17 protein-coding genes and 1 riboswitch are annotated in these 16174 nt (G+C 72.0%); of the genes, 8 read left to right on the forward strand and 9 right to left on the reverse strand.

Annotated elements, in window-relative coordinates; all coding sequences use genetic code 11:
- Positions 1-6: 6 nt before the first annotated feature.
- The 4 genes from O7605_RS17365 to O7605_RS17380 form a co-directional block, all read right to left on the reverse strand.
- Positions 7-180 carry a CsbD family protein gene (locus O7605_RS17365; RefSeq protein ID WP_269740151.1) on the reverse strand — a complete coding sequence of 58 codons (174 nt, stop codon included), beginning with the start codon at positions 178-180 and terminating at the stop codon, positions 7-9.
- Positions 181-250: 70 nt separating this feature from the next.
- The gene (locus tag O7605_RS17370; RefSeq protein ID WP_269740152.1) at positions 251-2500 is read right to left on the reverse strand and encodes a heavy metal translocating P-type ATPase; all 2250 of its coding nucleotides are present in this window, start codon (positions 2498-2500) and stop codon (positions 251-253) included.
- 11 nt (positions 2501-2511) lie between these two features.
- Positions 2512-3507: a hypothetical protein gene (locus O7605_RS17375; protein ID WP_269740153.1), complete on the reverse strand. Its 996-nt coding sequence runs from the start codon at positions 3505-3507 to the stop codon at positions 2512-2514.
- 33 nt (positions 3508-3540) lie between these two features.
- Positions 3541-3750, reverse strand: coding sequence for a heavy-metal-associated domain-containing protein (locus tag O7605_RS17380; protein ID WP_269740154.1), 210 nt, complete (start codon positions 3748-3750; stop codon positions 3541-3543).
- A gap of 112 nt (positions 3751-3862) precedes the next feature.
- On the opposite strand from O7605_RS17380, the gene O7605_RS17385 reads away from it, so the two are divergent.
- From O7605_RS17385 to O7605_RS17395, 3 genes are all read left to right on the forward strand, one after another.
- Positions 3863-4159, forward strand: coding sequence for a metal-sensitive transcriptional regulator (locus O7605_RS17385; RefSeq protein ID WP_099847797.1), 297 nt, complete (start codon positions 3863-3865; stop codon positions 4157-4159).
- A gap of 275 nt (positions 4160-4434) precedes the next feature.
- A complete protein-coding gene (locus O7605_RS17390; RefSeq protein ID WP_269740155.1) occupies positions 4435-5781 on the forward strand; it encodes a YibE/F family protein in 1347 nt (448 codons plus the stop codon).
- 166 nt (positions 5782-5947) lie between these two features.
- Positions 5948-6078, forward strand: a riboswitch (cyclic di-AMP (ydaO/yuaA leader).
- Positions 6079-6082: 4 nt separating this feature from the next.
- A complete protein-coding gene (locus tag O7605_RS17395) occupies positions 6083-7099 on the forward strand; it encodes a coiled-coil domain-containing protein (RefSeq protein WP_269740156.1) in 1017 nt (338 codons plus the stop codon).
- Between the two features lie 82 nt (positions 7100-7181).
- Here O7605_RS17395 and O7605_RS17400 read toward each other — a convergent pair whose 3' ends face one another.
- Entirely contained in the window at positions 7182-7880 is a 699-nt protein-coding gene (locus tag O7605_RS17400; RefSeq protein ID WP_269740157.1) for a carbonic anhydrase, read from the reverse strand.
- Positions 7881-8079: 199 nt separating this feature from the next.
- Here O7605_RS17400 and O7605_RS17405 point away from each other — a divergent pair, with 199 nt between their 5' ends.
- The 4 genes from O7605_RS17405 (at position 8080) to O7605_RS17420 (ending at position 11240) form a co-directional block, all read left to right on the forward strand.
- Entirely contained in the window at positions 8080-8415 is a 336-nt protein-coding gene (locus O7605_RS17405) for a helix-turn-helix transcriptional regulator (RefSeq protein ID WP_269740158.1), read from the forward strand.
- A 96-nt stretch (positions 8416-8511) separates the two neighbouring features.
- Positions 8512-8910: a hypothetical protein gene (locus O7605_RS17410; RefSeq protein ID WP_269740159.1), complete on the forward strand. Its 399-nt coding sequence runs from the start codon at positions 8512-8514 to the stop codon at positions 8908-8910.
- A gap of 213 nt (positions 8911-9123) precedes the next feature.
- Positions 9124-9909 carry a hypothetical protein gene (locus O7605_RS17415; RefSeq protein WP_269740160.1) on the forward strand — a complete coding sequence of 262 codons (786 nt, stop codon included), beginning with the start codon at positions 9124-9126 and terminating at the stop codon, positions 9907-9909.
- A 104-nt stretch (positions 9910-10013) separates the two neighbouring features.
- Positions 10014-11240: an AI-2E family transporter gene (locus tag O7605_RS17420; RefSeq protein ID WP_269740161.1), complete on the forward strand. Its 1227-nt coding sequence runs from the start codon at positions 10014-10016 to the stop codon at positions 11238-11240.
- Between the two features lie 7 nt (positions 11241-11247).
- Here the strand turns inward: O7605_RS17420 and O7605_RS17425 are convergent, their stop codons facing one another.
- Positions 11248-11916, reverse strand: a complete 669-nt coding sequence (locus O7605_RS17425) for a dienelactone hydrolase family protein (protein WP_269740162.1) — start codon at positions 11914-11916, stop codon at positions 11248-11250.
- A 164-nt stretch (positions 11917-12080) separates the two neighbouring features.
- Between O7605_RS17425 and O7605_RS17430 the strand changes: the two genes are divergently transcribed.
- Positions 12081-12260: a hypothetical protein gene (locus O7605_RS17430; protein WP_269740163.1), complete on the forward strand. Its 180-nt coding sequence runs from the start codon at positions 12081-12083 to the stop codon at positions 12258-12260.
- A 15-nt stretch (positions 12261-12275) separates the two neighbouring features.
- On the opposite strand, the gene O7605_RS17435 is transcribed toward O7605_RS17430, so the two are convergent.
- The 3 genes from O7605_RS17435 to O7605_RS17445 form a co-directional block, all read right to left on the reverse strand.
- Positions 12276-14651, reverse strand: a complete 2376-nt coding sequence (locus O7605_RS17435) for a glycoside hydrolase family 65 protein (RefSeq protein ID WP_269740164.1) — start codon at positions 14649-14651, stop codon at positions 12276-12278.
- A complete protein-coding gene (locus tag O7605_RS17440; protein ID WP_269740165.1) occupies positions 14648-15400 on the reverse strand; it encodes an HAD family hydrolase in 753 nt (250 codons plus the stop codon). The genes O7605_RS17435 and O7605_RS17440 overlap by 4 nt, the downstream gene beginning before the upstream one ends.
- Before the next feature lie 71 nt (positions 15401-15471).
- On the reverse strand, positions 15472-16056 hold the full coding sequence (locus O7605_RS17445) for a hypothetical protein (protein ID WP_164446390.1): 585 nt from the start codon (positions 16054-16056) through the stop codon (positions 15472-15474).
- Positions 16057-16174 lie beyond the last annotated feature (118 nt).

A 16174-nucleotide genomic window follows, 5' to 3' on the forward strand; every position in this document is an offset into this window, starting at 1 on the left:
ACCTGACTACTTGCGGAACGCGTCCTTGATCTTCTCGCCGGCCTGCTTGAGGTTGGCGCTCATCTGGTCGCCACGACCCTCGGCCTCCAGCTGCTCGTCGTCGGTGGCGCGACCCACGCCTTCCTTGATCTTGCCACCGGTGTTCTCGGCAGTGTTGTTGAACTTGTCCTCGACGCCCATGTCAGCCTCCCGGGGGTGCCTGTCGCTACGTACAGTCAGGTACCCAGCAGGACGGCAACCAACCGGAAATTCAGGAAACCGCGCGGAACCGGCGCAGCCGGAGGCTGTTGGCCACCACGAACACCGACGAGAACGCCATCGCCGCCCCCGCGATCATCGGGTTGAGCAGCCCGGCGGCGGCCAGCGGCAAAGCCGCCACGTTGTAGGCGAACGCCCAGAACAGGTTGCCCTTGATGGTGCCGAGGGTGTTGCGGGCCAGCCGGATGGCGTCCACCGCGGCCAGCAGGTCGTCCCGGACGAGAGTCAGGTCCGACGCCTCGATCGCGACGTCGGTGCCGGTGCCCATCGCCAGGCCGAGATCCGCCCGGGCCAGCGCGGCGGCGTCGTTGACCCCGTCGCCGACCATCGCCACCACCCGGCCCTCGCCCTGCAACCGGGCGACCACCTCGACCTTCTCCGTCGGCAGCACCTCCGCGATCACCTCGTCGACGCCCACCTCGGCGGCCACCGCCCGGGCGACCGTGACGTTGTCACCGGTGAGCAGCACGGGTTTCAGGCCGAGCGCCCGCAGCCGCCGTACCGCCTCCGGGCTGGTCGGCTTCACCTGGTCGGCGACGGCGAGCAGGCCCCGGGCCCGGCCGTCCCAGCCCACCAGCACCGCCGTACGCCCCGCCGCCTCCGCGTCGGTCGCCGCCCCGGCAAGGTCGTCCGGTACGACCAGACCCCGCTCGCGCAGCAGCCGGCCCCGGCCGAGCAGCACCTGACGGCCGTCCACGGTGCCGGAGACGCCCAGTCCGGCCACGTTGGTGAAGTCGGTGACCGGCGGCAGCGCGCCGACCTCGGCGGCCCCGGCCACCACCGCCCGGGCGACCGGGTGCTCCGAGCCGCTCTCCAGGGCGGCGGCCAACCGCAGCACCTCGTCGCGTCGCTCGCCGCCGGCGGGGGTCACCGCGAGCAGACTCATCCGGCCGGTGGTCACGGTGCCGGTCTTGTCGAGCACCACGGTGTCCACCCGCCGGGTGGACTCCAGCGCCGCTGGCCCCTTGATCAGTACGCCGAGCTGTGCGCCACGGCCGGTGCCGACCAGCAACGCGGTCGGTGTGGCCAGACCGAGGGCGCACGGACAGGCGATGATCAGCACTGCCACGGCGGCGGTGAACGCGGCGGCCGGTCCGGCACCGGCGCCCAGCCACCAGCCGAGTGTGCCGGCGGCCAGCGCGATCACGATCGGCACGAAGACCCCGGAGATGCGGTCGGCGAGCCGCTGGGCGGCGGCCTTGCCGCTCTGCGCCTGCTCGACCAGGCGGGCCATCTGGGCGAGCTGGGTGTCGGCACCGACCCGGGTCGCGGTGACCACCAGTCGCCCACCGGCGTTGACGCAGCCGCCGATCACCGCGTCACCCGTTGCCACCTCGACCGGTACCGACTCGCCGGTGACCAGGCTGGCGTCGACCGCCGAGGAACCCTCCTCCACCGTCCCGTCGGTGGCGATCTTCTCGCCGGGCCGCACCACGAAGCGGTCGCCCACCACGAGCTGGTCCACCGGTATCCGGGTCTGCACGCCGTCACGGAGCACGGACACGTCCCGGGCGCCCAGTTCCAGCAGCGCCCGCAGAGCCGCCCCGGCGGTTCGCTTCGCCCGCGCCTCGAAGTAACGGCCGGCGAGGATGAAGGTGGTCACCCCGGCGGCGGCCTCCAGATAGATGTTGCCGGAGCCGTCGGTGCGGCCGATGTCGAAACTGAACGGATGGGTCATTCCCGGGGTGCCGGCGGTGCCGAGGAACAGCGCCCACACCGACCAGCCCAGGGCGGCCAGCGTGCCCAGCGACACCAGGGTGTCCATGGTCGCGGCGCCGTGCCGCAGGTTGACCAGCGCGGCCCGGTGGAAGGGCAGCCCGCCGTAGACCACCACCGGGGCGGCCAGGGTCAGCGACAGCCACTGCCAGTAGGTGAACTGCCAGGCCGGCACCATGGCCAACACGATCACCGGGACGCTCAGCGCCACCGAGACCCACAACCGGGTACGCAGGGCGGGCAGCGGGTCCACCGGTTCGGCGGCTGCCGGCCCGGCCGGGGTGGGCGGTGGCGGCAGGCTGGCCTGGTAGCCGGTCTTCTCGACCGTGGCGACCAGGTCGTCCGGGGTGACCGGGTCGGCGTAGGAGACCGTCGCCTTCTCGGTGGCGTAGTTGACGGTGGCCTGCACGCCGTCCATCCGGTTGAGCTTCTTCTCGATCCGGGCGGCGCAGGACGCGCAGGTCATCCCGCCGATGGCCAGCTCGATCAGGTGCGGCGCGGCGGTCAGGGGTCGGCTCGTGCTCATGGTTGGTCCCGTCAGTCGTGCCCGTGCCCGGGGCTGCCGTGCCCGTCCTCGGGTCCGGGGGTCGCGAGCCCGTCGGTCGGCGCGGCGGCACCGCCCGGGTCACCGACCCGCACCGTGAACTCGGCGGTACGCACCACGCCTCGGTGCCGGAAGTCGAGGTAGAGCCGGTACGTGCCGGCCGAGGGGAACTCGGTGGCGAAGCTGACCTGCGGTCCGGGGGCGGTCCGCCCGTCGCCCGGGGCACCCTCGGGGTGTACGTGCAGGTAGGCGAGGTCGCCCCGGCGCAGCGCGACCAGGTGACCGTACGCGCCGAGGTACGGCTCCAGATCGGTCACCGGCGCGCCGTCGCGGTTGACGGTCAACGTCAGCGTGGTGGAGTGCCCGGGCCGTGGGGTGCCGGCCAGGGTGACCGTGTAACCGTCGACGGTGGCGCTGCTCGCCGGAGCGGGCAGCTCTCGCTCGGTCAGCGCGCCGGGGACGGTCACGTCGACGCCGAGCGTCATGGGGTCACCGCCGGTCGGGGTGAAGTCCGCGAAGGCCCGCCACACCCCCGGGGAGTCCAGCGGCGAGGCGATCCGCCAGGTGCCGTCGGCGGCCAGCTCCGGATGGACGTGCCGGAAGCCGGACAGGTCGCGGCGGGCCACGATGAGGTGCATCCGTTCGTCGTGGCTGACGTCGTATCCGGTCACGGGGCGGCCGTCGGGGCCGGTGATCCGGAACGCGAATTCACCCGGCGGCGCGTCGACCGGCACCAGGGAGTAGCCGCGGTCTGAGACGAGCAGGCCGCCGGGCAGCTGCCCGGCCTCCCCTTCACCGTGCCCGACCGGCCCCGCCGCTCGGCCGGTGTCGCCCTCGGCGCGGACGTCACCCCCGTGACCGGCGCCCGCACTGTCGTGGTCGGCGGCGAGCACGTTCACCGGGCCGGTCAGCTGCCCCACCCCGTACGCCGCGCCGAAGACCGCCGCCAGGCCGAGCACGAAACCGCTCAGCCTCGTCGCCGTGTTCATGCTCGACTCCTCGGTTTCCGCCTGCCGGCCGGCTCAGGCGCCGACCAGCTCGTATCCGGCCTCGTCCACCGCGGCACGCACCGCGTCACCGGAGAGCGGTTGGTCACTGGTGACGGTCACCTGACCGGTGGCCAGGTCCACCTGGACGTCGCTGACTCCCTCGATCGCACCGATCTCGGTGCTGACCGCGTTGACGCAGTGCCCGCAGGTCATGCCCTGCACCTGGTACGTCGTGCTGACCATGCGACTCTCCTCACCAGCTCGCCAGGGTGGCCGAGCACCACCCGATACCCGTAGGGGGTATCTACGACATCGACCGTACCATACCCCCTGGGGGTAGGCTATCCTTGTCGGCATGAGCACACCCGCGCCGATCCGTGGTTACACCGCCAGCAAGGACCAACTCCTGGCCCGGCTGCGCCGCGTGGAGGGCCAGGTGCGCGGCATCGAGAAGATGGTCGACGACGATCGCTACTGCATCGACGTGCTCACCCAGATCTCCGCCATCCAGGCCGCGCTGGACAAGGTCGCCCTCGGTCTGCTCGACGGGCACGCCCGGCACTGCATGCACGAAGGTGCCGCCGAGGGACGCGCCGACGAGATGGCGACCGAGATGATGGCCGCCGTGGGCCGGCTCATGAAGCGCGGCTGATCCGACCCGCCGACATACCCTCGCGAACGGCGTCGCGAGTTCGGGCTGGTTACCATTCGCACACGATGGCCAGCCGAAATCCGTGCCGCGCGGCCCGAGGTCGCCGGCGGGCACCCGCCCCTGCCGCCGTCGCGAACCCCTCCACAGCTCACGGTACGCAGCCGCCCCGCCACCTTCCGGCCATTCGGGCTGCCCTTCGACACGGTCGTCCGGCGGCACTGAACCGTCTCGCCCATCGACACGTACTCAGCCCTGAAATCGTTGGGAGACACTGAATGGGCGCCGACCACACCCGTTCCGCTCCGCCCACCCCGCCCCGGGTGCGGCGGATCCTCGTCGTGACGGTGGTCCCCCTCTTCCTCGCCACCCTGGTCGCCGCGATCGTGCTCTGGCCCCGGGACGCCCCGCGTCCCGAGGCCACCGACGACGCCCCCCGCTACCACGGCACGGTCACCCGGGTGGTGAGCGAGCCCTGCCCGCCCAACCCGGTGGTGCCCGAGGGCACCCCGACGACCGCGGCGGGCCCCTGCGGCACGGTCACCGTGCGAGTGCAGACCGGCCCGGACGCCGGACAGGACGTGCAGACGCCCATCCCGGCCGGGCCGGGGGCACCCCGCGTCGACGTCGGCGACGACATCATCCTGGTCTCGCTCGTCGACCCGGAGGATCCGTCGGTCAGCACCTACAACATCGCCGAACACCAGCGCGGCAAGCCGCTGGTGTGGCTGGCCGTGCTCTTCGCCGCCGCCATCGTCGCCTTCGGGCGGCTACGGGGCCTGGCGGCGCTGGGCGGCCTGGCGGCCAGCTTCGCGATCCTGCTGACCTTCGTGCTGCCCGGCATCAGCGCCGGCCAGCCGCCGCTCGCGGTCGCCATCGTCGGCGCCTCGTTGATCATGTTCGTGGTGCTGTACCTGACCCACGGCATCTCCGCGCAGACCTCGGTGGCCGTGCTCGGCACGCTCGCCAGTCTGGTCCTCACCGGGCTGCTCGGGCTGGCCGCCACCGGGGCCACCCACCTGACCGGATTCGGCAGCGAGGACGCCACCACCCTGTCCATGTTCCGGGGGGATGTCGACCTGCACGGCCTGCTGCTGGCCGGCATCATCATCGGCTCGCTGGGCGTGCTCGACGACGTCACGGTCACCCAGGCCGCCGCGGTCAACGAGCTACGCCACGCCAACCCGAACCTCTCCCGCCGGGAGCTGTACCGCGCGGCCACCCGGGTCGGCCGAGCCCACATCGCGTCGGTGGTGAACACCATCGTGCTGGCGTACGCCGGCGCCTCGCTGCCACTGCTGCTCCTGCTGACCGCGGACTCCCGCGCGTTGGGCCAGATCGTGACCAGCGAGTTCCTCACCACGGAGATCGTCCGGAGCGTGGTGGCCACGCTCGGGCTGATCGCCGCGGTGCCGCTGACCACGGCGCTGGCGGCGGTCGTCACCACCGCCGGACGCGGCGAGGCTGGTGCCCGCACTGGCGAACCCACCCCCCTGGTCCCCCGGCCGGCGACGGACCGGGCCGAGGCGCTCCGCGCCCTGAGCACCCCACCCACCCGAAACACGTCCCCCGCCACCCCCTCGGGGTGGCCCGACCCGGACAGGAGCACGGACACCACATGGTGACACTCCTCAACGTGACCGCCCCTGCCGATGCGGCTCGAAACCGTGTCGCTGGTCACTCAAAGCGATTACGAAATGACGCATCTAGTCGGGTTCGGGGCGTAGAAGCACAGATGGACTGTCGGGTAACCTCACTGCCGGTCACCGCCGAAGGCGCGCAGCGGCGCCTGCGGTGCCACCGCCCAATCGCCCTCAGGCGAGCCGGGGACCCAGGTAGGTGGGGTGAATCCGCGAAAGCGGTAGGGGCCACTTCCGTCCCGAACCCGTCAGCTAACCCGGTCGGCGGTCGATGGAAGGGAAAACAGTGACGGCACCCCTACGCCGCTGGTTGACACCCGTGGTGGCCGTGTTCGCCGCGTTCGCCGTGTTCGCCGGCCCGATGCCGGCCACGGCCGCACCGAACGACCCCAAACCGGCGGAGCACGACGACGACCCGCCGATGCTCAACGATCTGATCGAGGCGACCACCCGGGACTACTCAAAGGCCAAGGCCAAGCTGGAGAAGTCCAAGAAGCGCCAGCTCCAGCTGGCGGTCGAGGTCCGTGCCGCGCAGGCCGACCTGGACGCGCTCGCTCCGCAGGTCGCCGAGATCGCCACCCAGTCCTACCGGACCGGCCGGGTCGGCGCGATCGCCATGTTGTTGCAGAGCGGCGCACCGGACTCGTTCATCAACCGGGCCTCGGCACTCGACGAGCTGAACCTGGTGAACGACAAGAAGCTGGGCGAGGTCAACGCGATAAAGCTCCGCGCCGAGCAGGCCAAGCTCGCGCTCGACGCCGAGGTGCGCGAGCAGAAGAAGCTGACCAACGACATGGCGCGCAAGAAGAGCGAGGCGGAGAAGTCCCTCCGGCTGGTCGGCGGTGTCGGCCTGACCGGCGGACTGGTGGACGCCACCTCGCCGGTGGCCCGGATCGGGCCGAACCGGTCCTCGGACGGCGGGTGGAAGCCCGAGTCGTGCAGCCAGAACGACCCCACCACGTCGGGCTGCATCACGCCCCGGACGCTGCACATGTACAAGGAGGTCAAGCGGGCCGGGTTCAACCGGTTCGTCGGCTGCTTCCGACCGGGTGACAAGTTCGAGCACCCCAAGGGTCGGGCCTGTGACTGGTCGTTGCAGAACAGCGGCTTCAGCCCGTGGCACAACAACGACACCCGGATCTACGGCAACAACCTGGCGGCCTTCCTGGTCCGCAACGCCGACCGGCTGGGCGTCTACTACGTGATCTGGAACCGCCAGATCTGGTTCGCGGCGACGGAACGCTGGAGTTCCTACAGCGGCCCGTCCAACCACACGGACCACGTGCACGTGTCACTGCTCTGACCGCCCCACGCGACGCACCGAGGGCCGTCCCGCCAACCGAGGCGGGACGGCCCTCGTCGTTCCGGACGTCGTCGGTCGCGGATCAGGGCGCGGTCGCCATCAAGCCGGCCAGTTCGGCGGGTTCCGCGGCGACCGCCCGCACCTCGCCGGCGGCCAGCCGGTACGACATGCCGACCACCGCGCACCGCCCGGCAGCCACCTCCGCCGCGAGGGTCGCCGAGGAATCCAGCATCGTCTCGACGGTTCGCGCGATGTGGATGTCCACGATCTCGTCCAGCTCCTGCACCCCGGCGTCCTGCGCTCGGCGCAGGCTCGGCACCACCGCGTCGACCACGGCACCCAGATGCCCGGGGGGCGTGGTGTCGGTGGCCAGTGCCTCGCGGGCCGCCTGGACGGCGCCGCACGAGTCGTGACCCAGCACCACCACCAGCGGCGTACCCAGCACGGCCACCGCGTACTCCACGCTGCCCAGCACCTCCGGCCCGACGGTGTGCCCGGCGGTACGGACCACGAAGAGGTCACCCAGCCCGCGATCGAAGATGATCTCGGCGGCGAGCCGGGAGTCGGAACAGCCGACGATCACCGCGAAGGGATGCTGCTCGGCCGCGACGGCGGCCCGACGCCCGGCGTTCTGGTTGGGATGCCGCAGCGCGTCGGTGACGAATCGACGGTTGCCGGCGAGCAGTTCGGCGAGGGCCCGCTGCGGGGCACCGGGATGATCCGCGCTGAGCACCTCGCGGTCCGGACCGGGTTGCGTACCGGGCGTTCCGGGTCGACTCATCCAGCTGCACCTCATCTCTGGGAGGAATGCCTGGTCATCCCGGCCGGCGCTGGTCACGGGCTGCCATCACGGTCACACGCGGCATAACGCACGTCAAGCTATACGTGATATGTGTTTCATGCATCAGTCGACGCTTGCGCTCGGCCGGGCCGGTATCGGCGACGGCGCGAGCCGAGGTAGCCGAACGGCAGGTCATACGATGGCGGACATGGCGAGCACTGACGCACGGGAAAACGCGCGGAACTGGACGTTTCTCACGAACCACGCGCACGTCCTGCTCGCCATCGCCCGTAACCCCACCGCCCGGCTACGGGACGTCGCGACCGAGGTCGGCGTCACGGAGCGTGCCGCCCAGGCGATCGTCGCCGACCTGGAGGCCGGCGGCTACCTGCACCGCACCCGGGTGGGTCGGCGCAACGAGTACACCCTGAACCCCGCCGGACGGTTCCGGCACCCGGCGGAGGCCGACCACGAGGTCGGCGACCTGCTGGCCCTCTTCACCAAGGAACAGGTCACCGGCACCGCCGAGGGGTGAGTCGACGGACCTCCTGATCGGACGACGTGGCGCGCTTCACCCACCCCGGACGAACGCGGCGCTGCGATCCCGCCGAAGGCGGGATAGGTTGGGTCCGTGCCGTCTCCCGCGTTCGCCCGTCCACTGTGGCCGGCGACGCTGCGCGCACTGCGCGAGCTGACCCGACTGGCGCTGGCGTCGCTGGTGCTCGCCGTCGGTCTCGGCGGGGCCGTTGCGGCCGATCCGCCGGCCCGGTCCACCGCCGTGTCACCACCGACCGCCACCGTCGCCCTCGGCTCGCCGTCCACCGCGGTGCCGGCCGTCCGGCCCGCCGTCGAGCCCGCGCGGGCGGTCGACGCCGGCCCGGATTGGCGAGCGCCCGCCGCCACCGCGCCGGTCCGGCCCGAGGACACCGACGACACGTCGGCCGACGCCGCACCGACGGACAGCCACATCGCCTCGGCACGCGCCGTCCGCGCGGGCGAGCCGACCCGGCGTGGTCCGCCGACCGACTGACCGACGGCAGCCCGACCGGGAAGCCCGGTGACGCCGCCCGCGCCAGACGCCAGCGGCCGACCACACCGCCGGCATCCAACGGTGGCCCGGGGCATCCCCGGCGAGCTTGATCCGGCCGCCCCCGGCACGGCACCGACGCCGCCGTGCCCGGCCAGCCGCCACGACCCGCGTCCACCACAGTCGACGACTCATCCCGACCGCGAGGTGTTGATGATGCCTACCGCCCTGTCCTCCGTCCTGCTCGACGCGCCCCGGGCCGCGGCCATCTGGCTGGGCCTGCTCGGCCTGGTGACCCTCGCCGTCACCGGCCTGCTGCTACGACCCCGACTCTTCCGCTTCGACGCCGGCGTCCGCATCCGCGAGGCCGCTCTGCCGAGTGGGTCGGACCACGCCGAGCACCGACGTGACCAGGAGCGCTGGGCCGAGGAGGTCACGATCGCGGCGGACCGGGCCGACGCCACCGCCCGGCACCGGCGCGACGAGTGGCTCGCCGCACAGGACGAGGCCGAGCAGGCGTGGCGGTCGTACGAGGCAGCCGAGGCGGACGTACGCCGGCTCTCCCGCGCCGCCGGCATGCCGTTGCCGCAGACCGCCCGCACCCCCGCCGAGTACGCCGACCGGGAGCGCTGGCTGCACCGGGCCGCCCTGGACGCGTACTGGCGGCGGGAACTGTCGGTGGAGCAGCTCAGCGACGTCTTCGCGCATCGCGGCTGGGATCCCCGGTTGCACCCGGTGGAGCAGGAGTTGATGCTGCGCCGGGCGGTACGCGACCACCTCCTGGCCCGGCAGCGGGCGGCCCGGGAACGGGAGCAGGCCACCTGGCGGGCCGCGGAACTCGCCGCCGCGGCGGCCCGCAGCCTGCGCGAGGAAGCGGCCGCCGCCCTGGTGCCGGTGGTGGAGGAGCGCGAGTCGGTCCTGCCGCTGACCACACCCGGCGCCGCCGAGCAGACCCGGGAGATCCCGGCGGTCGTCGGCCGGGCACCGGTCGCCGCGTACTGAGTCGGGTCTCGCGAGCCGAACGCCCTCCGGGCCGGTCGTCGGCAACTAGTGTCGGAAGGACGTCGACCGGGTACCGACCACGCCGGACACTGAGGAGGGCCGACGTGGTCGCAAGCGATGACGGGAACCAGCCCGATAGGACGGCGGTGCGGGGCGCCGGACCACGCCAGACCTGGGCCGCCCTGCCCTGGCTGGTCCGATCCGCGGTGGTGTGGAGCGCCTGCCTGGTAGTGATCTCCGCCGGGCTCTACCTGCTGGCCCGGATCACGCTGCTGGTCACCCCGCTGGCCATCGCCGTGGCCGCGACCCTCTTCCTCGCCGCACTGCTCGATCCGGTGCAACTGGCGTTGCGTCGCCTGCGGCTGCCAGCCGCGCTCGCCGCCCTGCTCAGCGTCCTGCTCCTGCTCGGCATCCTGGGCGGCGTCGGCGCGCTGGTGTGGAGTCTGACCGCCGACCAGTTCAGCGAGTTGGGGGAGGAACTGCGTCAGGGGCTGGAGCGCACCCGGGACTTCGTCACCTCCACCCTGCCGGTCAGTGACCAACAGTTGGACAGCCTGCTCGCCCAGTTGCGCCAGGCGATCAGCCAGCAGCAGGTGGACCCGGTCGCCAGCGCCCGCACGGTGGCCGAGGTGGTCGGCTCGATCCTGCTCGCTCTGGTGCTGCTGTTCTTCCTGCTCAAGGACGGCCGGGAGATGTGGCGCTGGACGTTGCGCCGGGCCGCCGGGCCCAACCGGGACATCGCCGCCGAGGCGGGTCGCACCGGCTGGCACACCCTGGGCTCGTACAGCCGGGGCACCATGCTGATCGCGGCCATCGACGCCATCGGTATCGGCTTGGCGCTGGTACTGCTCAGGGTGCCGCTGGCGTTCCCGCTGGCGCTGATCACGTTCATCGGCGGGTTCGTGCCGATCGTCGGTGCCACCGTGGCTGGCGCGGTCGCGGTGCTGGTGGCCCTGGCCGCCAACGGGCCCACCACCGCCCTGCTCACCCTGGCCGCCGTGATCGCCGTCCAGCAGATCGAAGGCAACCTGCTGGAGCCGCTGGTGATGAAGCGCCAGGTACGGCTGCACCCGGTGGTGATCCTGGTCGCGGTGACCGCCGGCACCCTCATCGCCGGCATCGCGGGCGCCTTCGTCGCGGTTCCGATCGTTGCGGTCGCCTGGCGGGTCGTCGACAGCGTCCAGCGTCAACGGCAGGCTGCCGCGGACGGGTCCGATTCGGCGTCCGGCCCACCGGCGCCCGACCCGCCGCCATCGAAGAAGCCACCGGCCCGCCCGTCGACCGCCCCCTCGGGATCGTCGCCGGCCGGAGGCGATCCCGAACCCGCCTGAGGGTGTCTCAGGCGGAGGCGGGTTGCGGGTGCAGGTGGTCGTGGAACCAGTCGGCTGCCGCCTCGGCGACCTGGTCCAGCGTGCCCGGCTCCTCGAACAGGTGCGTCGCACCCGGAATCACGCGCAGCTCGGATCGGGACGTCAGTTGACCGAGCGCATGTTCGTTGAGCGTGATCACCTGCTCGTCGAGACCGCCGACAAGCAGCAGGGTGGCGGCGTGCACCTGGCCCAGCGCCGAGCCGGCCAGGTCGGGACGACCACCGCGGGACACCACCGCGCGTACCAGATCCGGTCGTCGCGCGGCGGCGACGAGCGCGGCGGCGGCTCCCGTGCTCGCGCCGAAGAGACCCACCAGGCTCGGCCCGAACGGCCGCTCGGTGGCCAGCCAGTCCACGATTCCGGCGAGACGGTCGGCCAGCAGGCCGATGTCGAAGCGCAGCTCGGCGGTGACCGCGTCCAGTTCGTCCTCGGCCGGAGTCAGTAGATCCACCAGGACGGTGCCGAGCCCCGCCTTGTTGAGCTGGTGCGCCACCGCCGCGTTGCGCGGACTGTGCCGGGAGCTGCCGCTGCCGTGCGCGAACAGCACCGCACCGGCCGGCTCCGCCGGCACCAGCAGGTCCGCCGGGAGCAGGACCCCACCCGCCGGGATCGTCGCCGCTTCGCCGCGCACGTCCATCTCGCCTCCCATCGGCTGTCTCGCCGACCCGGATACCCGGCCCGGCCGACAACACGCCCCGGGCGTCCGGCGAGTGGGTTTGCGCCGGAGGGCGCCGGGTAGCCGACGGTTGACCAGAGACGGACCGGCGTCACCGGCGCCGCCGACAGATCGCGAGGACCGTCATGGCGCATCACCAGCGCGAGCCCGTGCAGGCCGCCGCCGAACGTGACCGGCGGGAACAGGACGACCGGCACGGACGGGACTGGGCGGACGACGCGGCCCAGGCACGTTCGGCCGACGATCCCCGGGCGAGGTCGCCCCACGACGCCACCGGTCGCCCTTCCCAGGGCGAGCCCATCTGACGACGCGGCAGCGGGTCAGGCCGGGTTCTCCGGCAGCCGGAGCAGGGGTGCCCTACCGGGCGCCTGCTCCGGCGTCGGCAGGTCCGTACGCGGCGGTGGATTCGGTACGGTCACCGGCTCGTCGCAGGTGACGCGCACCTGGTTGCCGTGGTGACGCAGCTCGATCACCGCGTCCGGGGCGGCGTGGTGCAGGGCGTACGTCGTGTCGTGGCCGCGTACGTCGACCCGCAGCCGCATGCCGCACCACTGGAGCGAGAAGGACAGGGCGTTGAGCCGGCTGGACAGGCACGGCGCGAACGACAGCGTCCCGTCATGGTCCCGCAGGCCGCCGAATCCGGCGACCAGTGCGATCCAGGCACCCGCGAGTGAGGCCATGTGCACCCCGTCCCGGGTGTTCTCGTTCAGGTCGTGCAGGTCCATCAGCGCGGCCTCACGCAGGTAGCTGTGCGCCAGATCGGCGTAGCCGACCTCGGCCGCCAGCACCGCCTGGGTGCAGGCCGACAGTGACGAGTCGCGGACCGTACGGCGCTCGTAGTAGAGGAAGTTGCGCAGCTTCTCCTCGCTGGTGAAGGCGTCGCCCCGCCAGTGCATGGCCAACTCCAGGTCGGCCTGCTTGATCACCTGCTTGCGGTACAGGTCGAAGTACGGATAGTGCAACAACAACGGGTACTTGTCCGGTGGGGTCTGCTCGAAGTCCCACTCCTGCAACCGGGTGAAACCCTCCACCTGCTGGTGGACGCGCAGCTCCTCGTCGTACGGGATGTGCATGGCCGCGGCGGCGTCCCGCCACGCGGCGGCCTCCTCGTCGGTCACCCGGAGGTGGAACGCCTCGTCGCGGTACCGCGACGCCGCCTCGGCGGCGGTCAGCAGGTTCCGCTGGGCCATCAGGTTCGTGTAGATGTTGTCGTTCTTGACGGCGGTGTACTCGTCGGGACCGGTGACCCCGTCGACGTGGAAGTTGCCGGCGCGGTCGTGGTGCCCGAGCGAGCGCCACAGCCGCGCGGTCTCCACCAGCAGCTCCAGCCCGATCTCCCGCTCCAGCTGCCGATCGCCGGTCACCAGCACGTAGCGCCGCAGCGCGTCGGCGATGCCCGCCGCGATGTGGAACGCGGCGGTGCCCGCCGGCCAGTACCCCGACGACTCCGGCCCCTCGATGGTGCGCCACGGAAAGGCGGCACCGGCCAGATTGAGCGTGCGCGCCCGTTCCCGGGCCTGCTCCAGCGTGGAGAAACGCCAGTACAGCGCGTCCCGGACGGCGGCCGGGTGGGTGTATGTCAGCACCGGCAGGACGAACATCTCGGTGTCCCAGAAGGCGTGCCCGTCGTACCCCGGGCCGGTGAGCCCCTTGGCCGAGATGGGCCGGCGCTCCGCCCGTGCGCCTGCCTGGAGCACGTGGAACAGGCCGAACCGGACCGCCTGCTGCACCTCCGGATCCCCGTCCACCACGACGTCGGCGGCGTCCCAGAACTCGTCCAGGTACTCCCGCTGCTCACGAACCAGTCCGTCCCAGCCGTCCAGCTTCGCCGCGGCCAACGCGGCGCCGACCTGGTCGCGCAGCGCCGGCAGGGAACGCCGACTGGACCAACCGTAGGTCAGGTACTTGACCACCTGGAGCTTCTGCCCCGGCTCCAGTACGCAGGCCACGGTGGTGCGGACCCAGTCCTCGTAGCCTTCGGAGCCGACGGACGTCCGGGCCGGCGAGGCCACCTCGTGGTCCATCGCGGCGGCGACCCGCAGCCCGGAGACCTTGGTCTGGTGGATCAGCAGCCCACCGGCGGGAGTGGTCAGCTCCTCCTCCGCCTGCAACGGCGACTCGAGCACGGCGGCGACCCGCGGGTCGCGGCTCTGCGGCGGCAACGTCTCATTGGCCACCAGTTCCGACTGGATGATCAACCGCAGCGGCTCGTCGTCGGCCACCTCCACCTCGTAGCGGATCGCGGCCACCGAGCGCTGCCGGAAGGAGACCAGCCGGGTGGTGTTCACCCGGACCTCGCGTCCGGCCGGCGAACGCCAGTGCAGCGACCGGTGCAGGGTGCCGGCGCGCATGTCGAGGATCCGCTCGTGGGCGAGCACCTCGCCGTAGCGCACGTCGAGCGGCTCGTCGTCGACCATCAGTCGGATGAGCTTGCCGTTCGTGACGTTGACGATGGTCTGGCCGGACTCGGGGAAGCCGAACCCGGCCTCCGCGTACGGCAGGGGCCGCAACTCGTAGAACGAGTTGAGGTAGGTGCCGGGCAGCCCGTGCGGCTCACCCTCGTCCAGGTTTCCGCGCAGGCCGACGTGTCCGTTGGACAGCGCGAACACCGATTCGGACTGGGCGAGCACGTCCATGTCCAGCCGGGTCTCCCGGACGTGCCACGGTTCGACCGGGTACGCCCGTTCCCGGATCACTCGGGCCGCCCGGTGTCGAGCAGGTCGGCGAGGTCGTCGACCACCACGTCGGCACCGTGCGCGCGCAGCTCGTCGGCGTGGCCGGCCCGGTCCACGCCGATCACGTACCCGAAGCCGCCGGCCCGGCCGGCTTCGACGCCGGCCAACGCGTCCTCGACCACGGCTGCCTTCTCCGGCACCACGTCGAGCAGTTTCGCTCCGGCGAGGAAGGTGTCCGGGTACGGCTTGCCGCGTAGCCCCTCGGCTCGGGCGGTGATGCCGTCCACCCGGGCCTCCAACAGCGGCTCCAAGCCGGCGGCGGCGACCACCTCACGGCCGTTGGCGCTGGCCGTGACGACCGCCCGCCGCAGCCCCGCCGCGGCCACCGCCCTGAGGTACGCGACCGAGCCGGGATAGACGTCCACCCCGATCGTGCGGATCCGCTCCAGCACCATGGTGTTCTTCTGGTTGCCGAGGCCGTGCACGGTCTGGGCGCCCGGCGGGTCCTCCGGTGCGCCCTCGGGCAGGGTGATGCCGCGGGAGGCGAGGAAGGTCCGCACCCCGTCGAGACGCGGGCGACCATCGACGTACCGGTGATAGTCCGGCCCCGGATCGAACGGCCGGTACGGCTCACCGGTGGTGGCCGAGCGCCGGCGCAGGTAGTCGTCGAAGGTCTCGGTCCAGGCGGCATTGTGCACCCGGGCGGTCTGCGTGAGCACACCGTCGAGGTCGAACAGAACAGCGGTCACATGATCAGGCAGGCCGAGCATCGTATCAATCTATCCGCGGACGCGGACCGGCAAACACACTTCCGCTGATACCGGCGCGGCCCCGGGGTTGATCAGAGTCCGGCCGCGGAGTCGTACCGGCGGCGTAGATCGGCCATCTCGGACGGCTCCAGCGCCTCCTTCTCCGCCAGCTCCGCGTACTTGGCCGGGAACATCTGCCGCAGCCGGTCGATGAACCTGGTGTCCTCGGTCGCCTCGACCACCTGGATGTCCGCGGGTTCGGTGGACATGTCGATGATCACCGGGCCGGCCAGTTTGACCGCCCAGTCCCACGGGCGCCCCTGCTCGGCGACCCCGCAGAGGTGGAAGCCGTAGACCGTCCGCACGTCGGCGAGCACGGTGACCTCGGCCGGCTCGTAGCCGTAGACGTGCACTCCGCAGATCACCGCGGGCTTGGTCTCTTCCCCGTTCGCCACCTGCTGGATGTCGTGCCCGGCGTGGTTGTGCTGCTCCGGGTCCGCCTCCTCCAGCGTGGTACGCATCCAGTTCGTGATCTGCCCGTGCAGGTCCGGCGGCTCCGATTTCGACGTGGCCGAGTTGACCAGCACGACGGCACCTGTCGACACCACCAGCAGGATCGCCGCCGCCCACACGTAGCGGTGCCGGAACCACCTTGCGAAACTCTCCCGGGAAATCATGATCGTTTCTCACCTCGTCGCCGGTTCTGTGCGTTGCGGACCGCTGGGACGCCTCCGGCGCGTCGACGCTCGACCATCTCGGTCGACGCGAAGACAGCAGCCGGTGATACGACCGGTG

The organism is Verrucosispora sp. WMMA2121 (genome assembly GCF_027460185.1).
Classification (GTDB): Bacteria; Actinomycetota; Actinomycetes; order Mycobacteriales; family Micromonosporaceae; genus Micromonospora; species Micromonospora palythoicola.